Origin of the sequence: Gardnerella washingtoni, assembly GCF_049262705.1 — a bacterium.
Lineage (GTDB): Bacteria > Actinomycetota > Actinomycetes > Actinomycetales > Bifidobacteriaceae > Bifidobacterium > Bifidobacterium vaginale_D.
Genome location: NZ_CP058398.1, coordinates 464,684 through 481,093, shown reverse-complemented (window position 1 = coordinate 481,093; position 16,410 = coordinate 464,684). Strand labels below are relative to the sequence as shown.

At 41.3% G+C, this 16,410-nt stretch carries 12 protein-coding genes; 4 read left to right on the top strand and 8 right to left on the bottom strand.

Annotation, left to right across the window (positions count from 1 at the left end):
- The first annotated feature begins 89 nt into the window (after positions 1-89).
- Positions 90-362, top strand: a complete 273-nt coding sequence (locus HXT28_RS01840; protein WP_016636553.1) for a WhiB family transcriptional regulator — start codon at positions 90-92, stop codon at positions 360-362.
- A 172-nt stretch (positions 363-534) separates the two neighbouring features.
- On the opposite strand, the gene HXT28_RS01835 is transcribed toward HXT28_RS01840, so the two are convergent.
- The 3 genes from HXT28_RS01835 to hflX all read right to left on the bottom strand — a co-directional run bounded on the left by HXT28_RS01835 (position 535) and on the right by hflX (position 4,756).
- Positions 535-2,019: a sensor histidine kinase gene (locus tag HXT28_RS01835; RefSeq protein ID WP_422113575.1), complete on the bottom strand. Its 1,485-nt coding sequence runs from the start codon at positions 2,017-2,019 to the stop codon at positions 535-537.
- Positions 2,020-2,150: 131 nt separating this feature from the next.
- Positions 2,151-3,113 carry an L-lactate dehydrogenase gene (locus tag HXT28_RS01830; RefSeq protein ID WP_016636555.1) on the bottom strand — a complete coding sequence of 321 codons (963 nt, stop codon included), beginning with the start codon at positions 3,111-3,113 and terminating at the stop codon, positions 2,151-2,153.
- Between the two features lie 140 nt (positions 3,114-3,253).
- Complete coding sequence (gene hflX, locus HXT28_RS01825) at positions 3,254-4,756, bottom strand: GTPase HflX (protein ID WP_422113574.1); 1,503 nt, start codon at positions 4,754-4,756, stop codon at positions 3,254-3,256.
- Positions 4,757-4,988: 232 nt separating this feature from the next.
- On the opposite strand from hflX, the gene HXT28_RS01820 reads away from it, so the two are divergent.
- Positions 4,989-5,663: a class I SAM-dependent methyltransferase gene (locus HXT28_RS01820; protein WP_422113573.1), complete on the top strand. Its 675-nt coding sequence runs from the start codon at positions 4,989-4,991 to the stop codon at positions 5,661-5,663.
- A complete protein-coding gene (hrpA, locus tag HXT28_RS01815; protein WP_422113688.1) occupies positions 5,664-9,773 on the top strand; it encodes an ATP-dependent RNA helicase HrpA in 4,110 nt (1,369 codons plus the stop codon).
- 85 nt (positions 9,774-9,858) lie between these two features.
- On the opposite strand, the gene HXT28_RS01810 is transcribed toward hrpA, so the two are convergent.
- Together HXT28_RS01810 and HXT28_RS01805 are read right to left on the bottom strand one after the other, a co-directional pair.
- A complete protein-coding gene (locus HXT28_RS01810) occupies positions 9,859-11,283 on the bottom strand; it encodes an MFS transporter (protein ID WP_064347059.1) in 1,425 nt (474 codons plus the stop codon).
- 47 nt (positions 11,284-11,330) lie between these two features.
- Complete coding sequence (locus HXT28_RS01805; RefSeq protein ID WP_016636560.1) at positions 11,331-12,287, bottom strand: nucleoside hydrolase; 957 nt, start codon at positions 12,285-12,287, stop codon at positions 11,331-11,333.
- Positions 12,288-12,650: 363 nt separating this feature from the next.
- Between HXT28_RS01805 and HXT28_RS01800 the strand changes: the two genes are divergently transcribed.
- Positions 12,651-14,924: a HelD family protein gene (locus HXT28_RS01800; RefSeq protein ID WP_032814597.1), complete on the top strand. Its 2,274-nt coding sequence runs from the start codon at positions 12,651-12,653 to the stop codon at positions 14,922-14,924.
- Between the two features lie 99 nt (positions 14,925-15,023).
- Here the strand turns inward: HXT28_RS01800 and nrdR are convergent, their stop codons facing one another.
- From nrdR to HXT28_RS01785, 3 genes are all read right to left on the bottom strand, one after another.
- Entirely contained in the window at positions 15,024-15,479 is a 456-nt protein-coding gene (nrdR, locus tag HXT28_RS01795) for a transcriptional regulator NrdR (protein WP_032814599.1), read from the bottom strand.
- A 132-nt stretch (positions 15,480-15,611) separates the two neighbouring features.
- Positions 15,612-15,848 (bottom strand): hypothetical protein, encoded by a 237-nt coding sequence (locus HXT28_RS01790; protein ID WP_422113572.1) that lies wholly within the window; start codon positions 15,846-15,848, stop codon positions 15,612-15,614.
- Positions 15,849-15,888: 40 nt separating this feature from the next.
- Positions 15,889-16,338 carry a LysM peptidoglycan-binding domain-containing protein gene (locus HXT28_RS01785; protein WP_016637697.1) on the bottom strand — a complete coding sequence of 150 codons (450 nt, stop codon included), beginning with the start codon at positions 16,336-16,338 and terminating at the stop codon, positions 15,889-15,891.
- Positions 16,339-16,410: the final 72 nt, after the last annotated feature.

The following is a 16,410-nucleotide window of genomic DNA, read 5'->3' as shown; positions in this document are numbered from 1 at the left end:
GAAAAAATCACATATTCATGCTTTCCTTACATTCAGGTAGACTTCTTAAGTGCACCTCCGTAAGGTATAAGAAATGAGGATAGTAATTCATGAGCAATTCGTTTAATTGGCGTAATACAGCTGCATGCCGAGATAAAGATCCTGAGCTTTTCTTTCCTCTTGGTAGTGCGGGCATTGCAATGCAGCAACTTGAAGAAGCAAAAGCAGTGTGTCGTTCATGCAAAGTTGCAACCGAATGCTTACGATGCGCATTAGAAACGAATCAAGACTATGGCGTATGGGGCGGCTTGAGCGAAGATGAACGACGCACGTTAAAACGTCGAGTCATTCGCGCGCGCAAAAGTCAAGATGCAACAATGTAAAATGATATAAGCTCACCATAAGAGAACTCACCACAAGTAAGCAGCTCATTTTTGATGCTTACTTAAACTGCGGCAATTTGTATTTATGCGTGATGAGATTCTCTATAAGTGATACTTTCCCTATAGTGATACTTATTGTTACTTTATAGTATTAGCTCTTCTGCATGACGTATCATTCAATGCCAGAGACACGCAATTTGATGTCCAATACTACACGAGTGCCACCTTCACGACGAGGTGACCACCGCACAGTTCCGCCAAAATCATTAGTAACAAATGTGTTGATAATTTGTGTTCCAAGACCAGAACCTGACGGTTTCGCCATTCCATGAGACGATTCACTATCAATCCCATCTCCATCATCTTCCACGACAATATTAAGGTTGTCGCCGCCACGACCAACAGCAATACGAATATGACCGCTTTCACGACCTTCAAAGCCATGCTCAACAGCATTCGTTACTAATTCAGTCAACACTAATGATAACGGAGTCGCATCTTGTGCAGCCAGACGACCAAATTTACCAACAAAATCAATATCAATATTTTGATTCTGAGAAGCCAATTCGATAGACATTTTCAACAGACTGGAAATAACTTTATCGAAATCAACAATTTCATCAGCAGTCTGGCTTAAACCTTCATGAACTAATGCAATAGTCTGCACACGACGTTGAGCTTCCTCAAGTTCTTTCCTTACTTCAGCTGATTTTGTTTTACGCGCTTGCAGGCGCAACAATGCAGAAACAGCTTGCAAATTGTTTTTTACTCGATGATGGATTTCAGAAATAGTAGCATTCTTAGTTCGTAATTCTTGCTCACGACGCAACACTTCTGTAACATCACGACATAATACAACCGCACCAACGCGATTATTTGGTCCCCACAACGGCAAAGAACGCATAGAAACTATAGAATGATTTGCTTCTAACTCACAATCAACATCTGCTTTACCTGTAAGTACAAGAGGAAGGCTTTCAGAAACAGTATCATTAGTATGCAATAGACGCGTACCAAATTCACTCAAATACTCGCCTTGCATAGTATCTAAACCACCCAAACGACGGAAACAACTAATCGCATTAGGTGAAGCATAACGCACTATTCCATCAGCTTCTAACACAATAAAACCATCAGAAACACGCGCATTATGTCGTTGATTCAACACAGATTCACGATACGGGAATTGTTCACGAGGAATCATATCAAATAATGTTTTTCCCGCATTAATGCTTTCCATCTCATATCGACCATTCGATTCACGTGTTGCTAAATTGGTTTCACGCATAACCAATCCAAGCGTCTTACCGCGATGTCTAACTGGAGCATAAACATAACACACTGTTGCTCGACCAACTGATCGCAAAGTCGATGAATGGAAACTTGTTTCAGACTTAATTGCATCGCTAAGCTCTGGCACAAGCGAATCATCCAATTTCTTCCCTAGCAAATCATCAGTACGCAATGTAATAGCCGTGGAAGGTCTGCACTGCTCAGCAACAACATAATCTCCCTCACCGTTTTGAATAATTAACAATAAATCTGCAAAACTTAAATCAGCTATTACTTGCCAATCAGCTACGAGATGATGAAGCCATTCGCGATCACTATCGTTAAAATCAGAACGAGTCGCAAGAATATGAGAAAAATCTGCCATAATAATAATGATATATCGAACTCGTAGAAAATATTATGTGGCATGTTGTTGAGTCATAGCAAAAGCCACTCCCTCACAACTAAGTAAAGAAGTGGCTTAAACTTTTAGAAAAGAAACTAGTATGTTATAAACTAGAAACCAAACTTAGCAGCAGTTTCACGCAAAGTCTCTGCAGAACGCTTCAAGGCAGCTAATTCGCGGTCAGAAACTGGAGTGTTAAGACGAGAGTTCACACCATTGCGGTTAAGCAAGGTTGGTACAGACATGCACACATCAGAAATGCCGTGGAAGTCATCAAGCAAAGAAGATACTGGCAAAATGCGGTTAGTGTCACGAAGAACGGCTTCTACAATATCTACACCAGACATTGCAATAGCGTAATTAGTAGCACCCTTACCATTAATAATCTTGTAAGCAGCATTCACAACTTCCTGATGAATCTCTTCACGCTTAGCTGCATCAAGTGGCTCATGACCTGGAAGAGCATTCCAATCGCACATTGGAACACCACCGATGGTTGCAGAAGCCCACAGCGGAACTTCAGAATCACCATGTTCGCCAGCAATATAAGCGTGAACATTCTTAACATTAACGCCAGTATGTTGTGCAATCAGGAAACGAAGACGAGCAGAATCAAGGTTGGTGCCAGAACCAAAGATTTGATTTGCTGGAAGACCAGAAAGTTTCATAGAAACATGCGTTACCACATCTACAGGGTTGGTAATCAGCATGTAAATGGCGTTAGGGGCAACTTTCACCACATTTGGAATGATGGACTTCATAATATTGATAGTGGCACCAGCAAGTTCCAAACGAGTTTGACCTGGCTTCTGGCGAGCGCCAGCAGTAATTACAACCATATCAGCGTCGCGGCAGATCTCCACATCGTCAGAACCTGCAATAGAAACTGCAGGATAGAAACTAGAACCGTGCTGCATATCCAAAACTTCAGCTTCAACACGTTCCTTAGCAATATCTTCAAGCACAATCTCACGCGCAACACCACGCTGCGCAGCAGCAAAAGCAAGCGTAGAACCGACTGCACCAGCACCGATAATTGCAAGCTTCGTTGGCTTAACCTGCGAACTCACCATGAGCAAAAACCTCTTTTCGGCAACCTGTTACGTCCCGTAGAGCGCACAATCATACGCCCATTGTGATTATCTGGGACTGCTCTCACATTAAGAGCCTATTGGTATGAACACCTTTACTCTAATCGCACCACCGGAATTTATTATTCCAAAGCCACTTGCATTAGTTTTGCAGCCAATGACGGACCTACCCAAGCCACAAGTTCTACGCCATTGTCAGCATATTCAGCTTTTTCTACAACACCATTTTCACGGACTTGTGACAGTAACGCTCCCGCAGTATACGGTAAGATAATTTCTACACGAACACGCGGCGATGGCAGTAATGCCTCTAAACGGTTACGCAATATGTGAAGATGCTCGCCGCTTGCTGCAGAAACTATAACAGCGTCTGGATACAGCGAAGCAAAACGCTCTCGTGCAGCATCACTCATCATATCTGCTTTATTTAACACCATAATCTGCGGAGTATCTTCTACCCCATCAATATTTGCGAGAACTTCGTTTACAGCATCAATTTGCGCAATAGGATCTGGGTGCGAACCGTCAACTACGTGCAAGATGACGTCTGCTTGACTAACTTCTTCCAACGTAGATTTAAAAGCTTCTACTAGCTGGGTTGGAAGCCTGCGTACAAATCCTACTGTATCTACTAACGTATAAGTTCTACCATCTTGAGTTTGAGCGCGACGCACAGCGGTATCGAGCGTTGCAAACAAAGCATTTTCTACTAATTCTTGCGAACCAGTTAGCCGATTAATAATAGAGGATTTCCCCGCATTCGTATAACCTACTACTGCGACTGTCGGTATATCTTGACGACGTCGAGAGCCACGCTTTACAACTCGCGCTGGTGCCATATGTGCAATATCATGACGTAATTTAGCAATACGATTACGAATTGCACGTCGATCCATTTCAATTTTAGTTTCACCAGGACCTCGAGATCCAATACCAGCATCTCCCGCAGCACGACCACCGGCCTGTCTCGAAAGAGCTGCGCCCCATCCTCTCAATCGAGGAAGCATATACTGCAACTGTGCGAGTTCAACTTGAGCCTTACCTTCGCGACTCGTAGCATGTTGAGCGAAAATATCTAAAATCACAGCAGTTCTGTCAACAACTTTAACTTTAGTTGCATCTTCTAAAGCACGACGCTGACTTGGCGGCAAATCATCATCGACGATAATCGTATCAGCATCATGTTGCGCTACTACAGCTGCAAGTTCTCGCGCTTTACCTGAACCAACATATGTTGCAGCATCTGGCCTATAACGTTGTTGAAGCATACCATCGCACACTACTGTACCGGCAGTTTGTGCCAAAGCTGCAAGCTCACGCAATGACTCTTCTGCCTGAGCAAGAGTTCCCTTTGCACTAGACCATACACCTACGAGCACAACGCGCTCAAGACGGAGTTTTCTATACTCAACTTCTGTAACATCTTGCAACTCACCAAGTCCGGCAACACGTTTCAAAGCATTTCGAGACTCACGCTCTTGCCAAGTTTCATCATGCTGTTCACTTGCTGAAGTAGTGTCAAGAAGTACATCAGAATGCCATGAAAGCAGGCCAGAATTATGAGAACTTGCATTTTTCTTATCAAAGTTATGTTCTGGAAAGCTGGAATCATGCTCTTTAAACATATCAGCTCTTTCAGCAGTGCTGCGACTATCGACCACTTATACCCGCCCCTATTCGATTGTAGCGAGTTGCGACTAGAACCTCGCTAGCGTTTTACAACGTTTGTTTTATTATGGAGATTTGAGGAGACAATACTCAAGTAATACGAAAGATACGATAAAGCAGCGCAAAATATAACAAGATAGCAGCACTAGCAGTACTGCTGTTGCAAGACAATACAATTTGAGCAATATTATGAGCAATCAGCATCGAGTGAAACAATCAGAGACAGTTAGTAAAACAAAAATCAGCGGAGAACAATACTTTTCCGCAGCACCATCATCAAAAGACGAGCGCAGAATATTACACGTTACTTTGCGAAATAATGATGTATCTATGCAAGTTTCTAACGGGGTTTTTAGTGCTTCGAGACTTGATTTAGGCACTTCAGTATTACTAAAACATGCTCCAAAATTGCCAGAAAATGGAAAATTCCTTGATATTGGTTGCGGCTGGGGTCCTATTAGTGTGGCGCTTGGATTAGAGTCTCCAAATGCAAGAATTTTCGCAGTCGATGTTAATGAGCGTGCATTAGAACTTACTACGCAAAACGCAAAAAACGCTGGACTAAAACATATTCATGCAACTCTTGTTGAAGATGCTTTGCAGAAATATGCTGAAGAATTTAATAATTTTGATATTATATGGTCTAATCCTCCAATTCGCGTTGGAAAAGAGATATTGCACGATATGTTGCTTACTTGGCTACCGCGTTTAAAAGTAGGAGGAGCAGCATATTTAGTTGTGCAAAAAAATCTTGGATCAGATTCATTAATTACTTGGCTTGCGGAGAATCTGGATGAAAGTTTTAGCGTTGAAAAATACGCTAGTTCCAAAGGGTACCGTGTTATCGAAGTACTAAAAAAGTAAATATCTACGAAAAGAAATAAATATACTATGAAATTCGATTACCCTGCTGATCTTCCTATTTGTGCAGCACATGACGAAATTATAGAAGCAATTAAGTCTTCTCAAGTTGTGATTGTTTCCGGTCAAACTGGTTCTGGTAAAACTACGCAAATCCCAAAAATGGCGCTTGAGCTTGGAAGAGGTGGCAGAGGAAAGCAAATCGTACATACTCAACCTCGCCGTTTGGCTGCTCGCACTGTAGCCGAGCGTATTGCTAACGAAATGGAAGTAAAGCTGGGCGAAGAAATCGGATATCAGGTGCGATTTACTGATGAAAGTTCATCTCAAACAAAATTGCGTATTGTTACTGATGGCATTTTACTTGCGCAAATTCAGCGCGATCCACTTCTTACTCGATATGACACGATTATTATCGATGAGGCGCACGAACGCAGCCTTAATATTGATTTTCTTCTCGGCTATTTAACAACTTTGCTACCGAAACGTCGCGATTTGAAGCTAATTATTACTTCTGCAACTATTGATTCTGCGAAATTCCGCGACCATTTTGAAAACGCGCTACATACAAAAGTTCCTGTTATTGAAGTTTCTGGACGAACCTACCCTGTGCGAGTACTTTACGAACCACTTGGCTCTGCACCTTCTCTTATGAGACATGTACCAGGTTTTGCAGACATAACCATGGATGAAGATACCGTTGCAGAAAGCCAATCTAACCAACAAGAACGTGAAGATATTGCTGACGAAGATATGACTTCTGCTGTAACTCGAGCATGCGCACAGTTGGTTATTCATTCAAGTCACGAACATGGTGCTCGTGACATTATGGTTTTTGCTTCAGGCGAGCGCGATATTCGAGAGTTTGAAGATGGTTTACGTTCATATTTTGGCACACGCGCAAACGATATGAAACGAACTGATGCGATTGAAATTGTGCCTCTTTTTGCACGTCTTTCTGCAAAAGATCAGCATAGAGTTTTTGAATCACACTCTCATCAGCGCATTGTTATTGCTACGAATGTTGCAGAAACTTCACTTACTGTTCCTGGTATTCGATACGTTGTAGATCCTGGTTTTGCGAGAATTTCCAGATATTCTAAATCTGCGAAAGTGCAAAGACTTCCTATAGAACCAATTTCTCAAGCTAGTGCTGATCAGCGTTCCGGACGCTGCGGTCGTATTGCAGACGGCATTGCGATTCGCTTATACTCGCGCGAAGATTATGAAACTCGCCCACGTTTTACATATCCTGAAATTTTGCGTACTTCTCTTGGTGCAGTGGTTCTGCATATGCTTTCGGTTGGTGTTGCTAAAACTGGCGAAGATATTACTAATTTTGGTTTTATTGACCCACCAGACATCAAAGCCGTAAGCGACGGTTTTAACGAACTTACCGAGCTTGGCGCAATAAGCAGAAAATCTGGTGTAATTACTTTAACTCATATTGGTCGCGAGCTTGCTAAGTTACCGATTGACATTCGCTTAGGTCGCATGATTATTGAAGCCGCTAAGCGTACTACGCCAAATACTCTTGCCGCGATACTAGTAGTTGTTGCATTCTTAAGTTTGCAAGATCCTCGAGAACGACCTGAAGATCAGCGCGAAGAAGCAGATAGGTTGCATCGTCGTTATGCTGATGAAACAAGCGATTTTTTGACTGCTTTAAACATCTGGGATAGGTTATTCCAAGCAGATGGAGATATGAGTAATAATGCGCTTCGTAAGATTTGCAAGGCAGAATTTTTCCATTTTTTGCGTTTAAAACAGTGGAAAGATTTAGTTCATCAACTGCAAGACTTGTGTCAAGAATTGCATTATAAAATTGGCGAACCTGCTCCAGTTAAAAGACCTCCTCTGGAAATTCGTCAACTTCCTAATAATCAGCAGGCTGCTCATAGTCTATGTTGCTCTTGGGATTCACAAGGTATACACGCTTCAATGCTTGCAGGCTTACTTTCGATGATGGGAATGCAAGTTGTGCGTGAACCGAAAGCTTCTGATTTTGCTGGATTAAGCGGAACAGCAAAAATTCGAGCCATGAAGCGTGCACAAAAAATGGCTAAAAACGATTATCAAGGCGCTCGCGGCACAAGATTTGCAATATTCCCAGCTTCTTCTGTAGCTAAAACTACACCTTCCTGGATTATATGCACTGAATTAGTTGAAACTTCTAGACTTTGGGCAAGATATTGTGCACAGATTGATCCTGCTTGGGCTGAGCCTCTTGCTAAAAATCTTACGAGAATAACGTATTCTGACGCTCATTGGAGTGCTTCTAAAGGCTCCGCTGTAGCGAAGTCAAAAGTACTTTTGTACGGATTACCTATTGTACAAGATCGTACAGTTCAATGGGCACGCATCAATCCGTATGAAGCTAGAATGTTGATGATTCGTCAGGGTCTTGTTGAAGGAGATATCCAGCAACGATTCCCCCATGACGGTTTTATTTTGGCAAATCGTGCTATTCTTGACGACGCCGATAATCAAGCAAATCGTACGCGCCAAATAAGCGAAACAGTAAACGACGAAGATTTATTTACTTTTTATGATAATCAACTTCCTCAAGAAATTACCAGTATTGTTACTTTAGCAAAATGGTGGAAAGACAATCGTGCAGAAAATCCCCACAAACTTGATTTTAATCCTGATGAAGTTGAGCGTTTACAAACTACACAAAGCACCGATTTAGCCGATTATCCAGACCATTGGAACACAATCGGAACCGATGGTCAACCTATAAGATTGCGTTTAAGTTATGTGTACGATATTCACAATCCTTTAGATGGTGTAACAGTGCATGTTCCTCTTCATGTACTTTCTCGTTTAACTCCAGAAGAATTCACATGGAATGTTCCCGGCTTACTTAACGAATTGATTATCGGCATGATTAAGTCTTTACCAAAAGCTTTGCGCGTGCAATTCGTGCCAGCACCAGACACTGCTCAAAAAATTCGCGGTTGGATTGACGAACATTATGATATGCTTCCTGGAATTGTTGAAACTAGCGAAGATAGTAACAAACTTACGTGGCAAGATTTTCGTGAAGTTTTTACTCAAGCTGCTATTGCTGTTGTTGGAGCACAAATTCATCCTGAAGTATTTAACGATGAACAGATGAACAGACTTTCATCATATTTACGCGTGACTTTTAGCGTTGAAGAAAGAAAATCTAAAGGAAATCACAATCAGCCTGCAAATCATAAAAACTTTGCTTATCGAGTAAAACCTACAATTCTTGGTACTAATAAGTCTTTGATTACATTACAGCAACATTTTGCCAAAGAAGCTCAGAAGTCAGCAAGAGCAGTAGTTGATCGTAGAGCAAATAAAGCAGCACAAGCTGGAAACATTGTACAAAGAGCTGATCTGTTACATAAATCTGGCGCAACTATGCTTTCGCGTTCTCAAATGGTATGGGAAGGTGCTCTACACATGTTACGGTTGGATAATAAGCGCATTACTTCTCGATGGCTTGGATCAGAAGCTCTTATGCTTACCGCTGCACCTTATTCAAGTTCTCAAAAATTAGCTGAAGACTTGCAAATGGCTGCAGTTAAGCGACTCATACCAAATCCTGAAAAAATCACGGACGATATTTTATTAAAAGAAGCTGTAGCTAACGTTTCTCAAATGTATGAGGATACTGTATATGAAGTTGCACACGATGTAATTGCCATATTAAAACGACAGGCAGAAGTTACCAAAGCTGTTTCCGGTAAGGCTGATTTACCACTATTATCTGTTTTGCAATCTATTCGCGAACATGTTGCAAGCCTCGTGTACGAAGGGTTTATTGCAAAAGCTCCAGCAAATTCACTTCCTAGAATTGAAAAATACTTGCAAGCTGATGCGATTAGACTCACTAAAGCTAAATCAGATAAGAATCGCGATGTTCGCTGGGCTTGGGAAGCTGAAGAAGCGCACAAAATTGTTGAAAAAGCACAAGATAAAGCTAAATCTTTACCTGCCGGGCCATCGCATGATGAAGCAGAAAATATTGCGGAAAGATTGCGTTGGATGTGCGAAGAGTTTTATGTGTCACTGTGGGCACAAGAACTTGGAACAGCTTACCCAATTAGTATACAGCGTATGCGAAAGCTAGACGCATAAAATGATTAACTAAAAGTGTAGGCGGTCACACGCATTTTGTACGACCGCCTACACTTATTTTTGTTTACTTATTAGCCTATTGAGACTATTCTTCACTAATTTCATTCTTTTCGGAGATAAAGCAGCTGCGAACCAAATAAACTACTAAGCCAATAACTGCCACTCCAGCACCCATCATGAGCAAATTGGAATAACCAGAAGCCTGTCCATGAAGACCACTGAGGGAGAAGCCCTTGAATAAATCTCCACCAAAGAAACCACTGAAAATAGAAATACCGATAGAAGCAGTAACATTCATAATCAAATCATTCATGCCACAGCCGCGACCAGATTCTTCAACTGGAAGAGCAGAAAGAACTGTTGAGACAATTGGAGAATACATCAAACCGCATCCCGCATAGTAAATGCAAGCGCAAATAGTAAGCGACATGAAATCGGTATTGATGAGCAAAGCAGCACCAACCCAACCAACAATCATCAATAATGATGCTGTGATAATGCCAGCTTTGCGGCCAATATGACTAATAATCGTACCAGAAAGCACACCGAATACTGCAGCGCACACAAAAGCCCACACAAGGTAGGAAGATACTTGCGAAGTATTCATATGATACAGAGCGCCACCAATCACATTGTAAATAGGAGGCATGCAATAGTTGGTGAAGTAGAAGATGAAGATCAAAATAATGCCCGAAAGCCAACGCTTATTCTTGAAGAATGCGGGAGTTACAAACGGGTTCTTTGCCTTCATAATGTAGAAAGCAAACAAAACAAAAAGCACTATAGAACCGAGTAACAATCCCCACGCCTTATAAGAGAAGAACAGTGTAAGAAGTGTTACAGCAATACCAAATACTGTAAAGCCAAGTTTATCAATCTTTCCACCAATACCATTCTTTGTAGGCAAGCACTTAACAAGCACAGGCAAGAACAAAATCGTAATTGCAGGAATCAAGAACAAATACTGCCAAGCAATAGAGCTAAGAGCACCAGCAGCAAACACGCCAATAGAGGCAGAAAGCTGATAGGCGGCCGTAAAGAGACCGAAGAAAATAACCTTCAAATCATTACGCAAATACTTAGTTGCAATAACAAGGAAGGAAGATCCTGCAACCTGTTCACCAGCGGTTTGTAGAATACGTGCAATAATGACGGTCCACAAGTTTGGAGTGAAATAGAAGTTTGCAACAAAACCAAACAGAGACCCAACAAACAAGGTAACAAGACCGATTGTTATGAGTCTACGAAGTGACACAAAGTCACCTAAAGATCCATATATAAAGCAAACTATACCTAGAACAATAATCGGTAAGCTGGTAATAAGAGACGCCTGTTCTGGAGCTCCAACAGCTTTACCAATCTGGTTGAATACAAGATTAAAACCTTGCAAACACAATGTTCCTAAAATAAATGTAATCAGCAGCAAAATAAGAGAATAAATTGCTACCTTGTTACGCGTTTTTGGATCCTCATACGGATCTACCGCAATAGAAGTTGCATTTTCAGTCATAATAGTCCAATCAGTTAATTCCTTATATTCGACAATGTTTACAGCATTCAGCCGGCGATTTTTGCCAAACCAGAGATACGAGACATGAATTCATTCAAGAAACGCTTCACATCCACACCTACAGCTACTTGCATAGTCTTAACTGGATCGTTCAAGCGAGTGACATCACCAATAGTGCGCCCACGCGTTGGACCTTCTACATCTACCTGCATGTTAATTGGCAACGTTGTTACCAGCGTTGGATCCACAGCAACAGCAACAGCTAACGGATCGTGCAAACCACAACCACCGAGGTGTGGAGCAGTAGTTTCGTAAGCCTTAATGTAGAAATCAGTCATATCTGCTAAGAAGGTACCAGCTTTGGTACCAAGTTCACGCCACTTTTGTGTTTCCTTATAGGTAAGCAAGGTTTGCAAAGTCACATCCAATCCAACCATTGTTACCGGAGCACCAGAACGGAATAGGACATCTGCAGCATCTGGATCTTGGGAGATATTCGCTTCCATCCAAGGCGTTACATTTCCATGAACTGTGAGAGCCCCACCCATAAGAACAATCTTACCAATCTCATCTTTAATCTCCGGAGCTTTCTTCAAAGCTGCAGCAATATTGGTCATAGGTCCTGTTGGAACATAAATAAGATCTTTTCCATATGTTTTTACTGCATCAATAATGAAATCTACTGCAGGTTCGGATTCAGCTTCACGCTTGGAATCCGGAATAACAACGTCGCCAATACCATTGTCACCATGAATGAATGCAGAAATTGGCAATACTTCAAATGAATCCTTCTTGCTTGCATGCGACAGACCACGATATACTTTTACTTCTGGATGTCCGAATAATTCGGTTATAGCAAGAGCATTACGAACACCCTGTTCCATAAGCACATTGCCGTAAGTACCAGTAATACCAATCAGCTCAACTTCTGGACTACCAAGAGCATAAGAAATTGCCAAGGTATCATCGACACCAGTATCCAAATCAAGAATGAGCTTCTTCATGTGAGCAGCCTTTCTATATCATAAACTCACTACCATCAACAGTGATGAAGTAAGATATTCTGTTTATTTTTTAACCAGTTGCAACAAACTTATAGGAGTAAACCTCATCGTTTTATGCTTAACAATCTGAAAATTCTATCCCTTTATAATTCAAAATCAACCCTTATAAACATATGTTTAGATTATATTTTGTCAATTCGGAAATAAAACTAAAATTTCGCTCAATTTATGGAATCCTCAATTTATGGAATATCAATTCTTACGCAACACGAAATCAAGATACGTGTATAAACCTCGAGATATACTTAAATGCCTAATTTTAGATACAATTCGGTTGCAATACTTTACGAAGAATGGACGAATATGTCTACTTATTCCTCACAACTTAGCGAAGAACAGCAGGCTGTTAACCGTGCTTATAGTCGGCTCGATGACTTGCGTAACACTATTCGTACACGTTTGGACGCTGTACGCGCTGCTGGTTCACATGGTTCTCCCACGCAACGTACAGAACGCGATTCCTTTGCAACCATGTATGAAGATCGTCTTACGCAGTTACGAGCTGTTGAAGATCGTCTCGTTTTTGGTCGGCTTGACAATACCGAAGGTACACGTCGCTATATTGGTCGTATCGGTTTGTTAAGTGAAAATCATGATTCTATTCTTACTGATTGGCGAGCTGAAGCTGCACGACCTTTCTATGAGGCAACACCTTCACATCACGGAGATATTGTTATGCGACGTCATATCACTCTTCGTTTCCGTGATGTTATCGGTATTGAAGATGAAGTTCTTGATATCCATTCTGAAGAAGTAGGGAAAGCGTCACAGCAAGGAACTCTTACCGGAGAAGGCGCATTACTTGCTTCTTTGGGTTCTCGTCGCACCGGGAAGATGACAGATATTGTAGCCACCATTCAAGCTGAGCAGGATCGCATTATTCGTGCACCACTTGATCATACAATTGTAGTACAGGGAGGACCTGGTACCGGCAAAACAGCAGTTGCATTACACCGTGCAGCTTACCTACTATATACGCACCGACGCAAGCTTGAACGCTCTGGCGTACTTATTGTTGGACCAAGCTCAGCGTTTTTGCGTTATATTGATCAAGTGCTCCCTTCCTTAGGTGAAACTGGCGTAGTAAGTCGTACTATTGCAGACTTAATTCCAGGAGTGTGCGCAACTTCTGAAGATGCTCCTTATGCAGCGAAACTAAAAGGCATGTATCGCATGCGCACAGTTATTGCCAATGCTATTGCGGCTCGCATTCGTGTGCCTAAAAATCTTCCAACGATACGTATTGGAGGATTCAGCATTCCTCTTCTCGCGCAAGATATAAAACTCGCTCAATCAGATGCACAACACACTCATCAACCGCATAATCAAGCACGTACTACATTTGTTAAAACTGTGCTAAGCATCTTAAAAAACCGCTATTTAGAGCAGCTTGATTATGTTCCTGATCAGGCTGAATTGAACGACATAACTTCTCAACTTCGATTAGACGACAAGCTACGAATTGCGTTGAATCTTGCTTGGCTACCTATGACTGGCAAATGGCTCATTGATCAGCTTTTTGCTAAACCGGATCAACTACGCCTATACGCACCTTGGTTAAGCAATGACGATATTGACACTCTTACTAGACCAAAAGGTAGCCCACTGACTCGTTCCGATATACCGCTACTCGACGAAGCTATGGAATTACTCGGCCCGGATCCTAAGATTGAGGCTCAGAAATCAGCGATGCAGGCTAAGAAACTTGAGGAACAACAGTTTGCGGCCGACACTTTAGCACAAGCTGGAATTGGCAATGGCATAGTAACCGCCGATATGCTTCTCGACAATTTGCAGGGCGATGACGCTAGTATACTTGCCCGCAAAGCTGCATCTGACCGCGAGTGGACATATGGACACGTAGTCGTTGATGAGGCTCAAGAACTTACCGCCATGGATTGGCGTATGCTTATTCGTCGATGCCCTTCACGCTCCTTTACTATTGTTGGCGATGTTGCTCAAACTTCTGCCTTGGGTGGAACTCACCATTGGCAGAAAAATATGAATTCGCTGTTTGGCGAGTCCAATTGGGATCTTTACGAATTAACGATTAATTATCGCAATCCTCGCGAAGTTTCTGAATTTGCAAGCAAAGCTGCGACTGATTCCGGATTATATATATCTACAGTCAACGCAGTTCGATCAGTTCCTGATTCACTTGTATCTCAAACAGTTGAATCTCAAAAAGAACTTGATACAGCTCTTGCGCAGTCTTGCACAAATCTATTCCAACGATTTATTGCTGATGATGGAAGTGGACGTATTGCAATCATTGCGCCTCGCGACACAGTACAACATACTCAGCTTATTGTTAATCAAGCATTACGACTTGCATTACCCGAAAAAACGTGGAATCAATTATGTCAGCAAAGCGCCGACGATTGTCAATGCAGCGTTTGCACAGCAGAAGATGTAAAAGGTCTAGAGTATGACGCAGTGATTGTACTTCAACCTTCACAAATCGAACAAGAAGCAGCCTCTAGGCTCACTGCTGCAGCCAATCTTTATGTGGCCATGACTAGACCAACGCAGCAATTACACATTATTCGCACTCACGATGATAAGAATTTTGAATAATAATTCATATCATCATTGCGGTTCATAAGTATGCGTTATAGAAGAATAAAAGAATAGAAACGCAAAAATTTGTATTATTTACACGTGTTTTCTATTCTTTTATTCTTCTAGTTTGCTTTGTTTCAAATCCTCAATGGCATGTTCAAAATCTTCAAGACCAGTAAAGTTTTGATATACGCTTGCAAACCGAAGATATGCAACTTCATCTAGTTCGCGTAGTGGTTTAAGAATGGCTTTACCAACTTCTTCAGATGTTACTTGTGCTAAGCCACGCGCACGCAAATCCGCTTCAACCTGCATACCAAGATTTTTCAACGCTTCAATATCGATAGGACGACCTTGACATGCTTTACCGACACCAGCAACAACTTTTGCTCGATCAAAAGGTTCAATAGAACCAGAACGTTTCATAACGAGCAACTGCGTTGTTTCTACTGTTGTAAAGCGATTTCCACACACCTGGCACTCACGTCTACGGCGTATAGAATAGCCATCTTCGCTAATACGTGTATCAATAACTTTCGTATCAGAATTTTTACAAAAAGGACAATGCATACATCCAGCATACTAAAAAATTAAGAAAACACGACACATCTTATTTATTTTATTCAAATATTGCTGAATAAAATGCAATTATTTACTTCCACGTAAAGAATTCTATCAACATACGATTGTTAACAACAACGTTTAACAACAAACAATGTATATTTGTGCTTCAATATTTTCAATGCAATTTTCTTGTATACAACCTTTTGGATCATCAGCAATAGTTTCAAAGCTATATTCCAAATAACTGCTATCTATAACATAGAACCCATCTGGATACAACCAAAACTCATACTGCATACCGCTCTCATCCTCATCATCATGATGATTACCTTCGTATGAAGTAATAACCCACGTATTCATAATTTCCCTTCTCATGATTTCCCCCATTCATACATTGTTGCATCAGTATAATCAATTACCTAGCATCAACTACCGGAACATTAATAGACTGTCCGATTTCCAAATCCGGCGAAGAAAGATGATTAAGAAGAATTAATCGTTCAACATTATCCGAAATATCACCATCACGAGGAGTAATAGCTTCAGCATAACTCCACAGCGTATCTCCTGGTCGAACTGTGTAAGTCACATATTTTTCTGGAACAGCAGAAATAGCCATCCGCGGCATGCATAGTGCGCAGATTGCAATTGCTGCTATCAATAACGGTAACATACGAAATATCAAATTCTTATGAGCATGTTTTACAGCATTACTAATCCTGTGATTAGCATATTTAGTCTCGCATCTATCAGCCAAAACTACAGCACGATAACTATTATGTAATAACGCACTCATTGTCATCTTTCCTCCACCTTTAGCGAATTGAACATTTGTTCTATCGAACAGGTGTACTAATAATGACACATTTGTTCGTAAGTTGCAATGGCGTGTCGAACAGATGTTTGATTTTTTTCAAAAATGCGTTATTATATACAT

Excerpts from the sequence above, each read along its gene's own strand:
- HXT28_RS01840 (WP_016636553.1), top strand. The coding sequence starts at position 90 with ATGAGCAATTCGTTTAATTGGCGTAATACAGCTGCATGCCGAGATAAA.
- HXT28_RS01835 (WP_422113575.1), bottom strand. The coding sequence starts at position 2,019 with ATGGCAGATTTTTCTCATATTCTTGCGACTCGTTCTGATTTTAACGAT.
- HXT28_RS01830 (WP_016636555.1), bottom strand. The coding sequence starts at position 3,113 with ATGGTGAGTTCGCAGGTTAAGCCAACGAAGCTTGCAATTATCGGTGCT.
- hflX (WP_422113574.1), bottom strand. The coding sequence starts at position 4,756 with ATGTTTAAAGAGCATGATTCCAGCTTTCCAGAACATAACTTTGATAAG.
- HXT28_RS01820 (WP_422113573.1), top strand. The coding sequence starts at position 4,989 with ATGAGCAATCAGCATCGAGTGAAACAATCAGAGACAGTTAGTAAAACA.
- HXT28_RS01810 (WP_064347059.1), bottom strand. The coding sequence starts at position 11,283 with ATGACTGAAAATGCAACTTCTATTGCGGTAGATCCGTATGAGGATCCA.
- HXT28_RS01805 (WP_016636560.1), bottom strand. The coding sequence starts at position 12,287 with ATGAAGAAGCTCATTCTTGATTTGGATACTGGTGTCGATGATACCTTG.
- HXT28_RS01800 (WP_032814597.1), top strand. The coding sequence starts at position 12,651 with ATGTCTACTTATTCCTCACAACTTAGCGAAGAACAGCAGGCTGTTAAC.
- nrdR (WP_032814599.1), bottom strand. The coding sequence starts at position 15,479 with ATGCATTGTCCTTTTTGTAAAAATTCTGATACGAAAGTTATTGATACA.
- HXT28_RS01790 (WP_422113572.1), bottom strand. The coding sequence starts at position 15,848 with ATGAGAAGGGAAATTATGAATACGTGGGTTATTACTTCATACGAAGGT.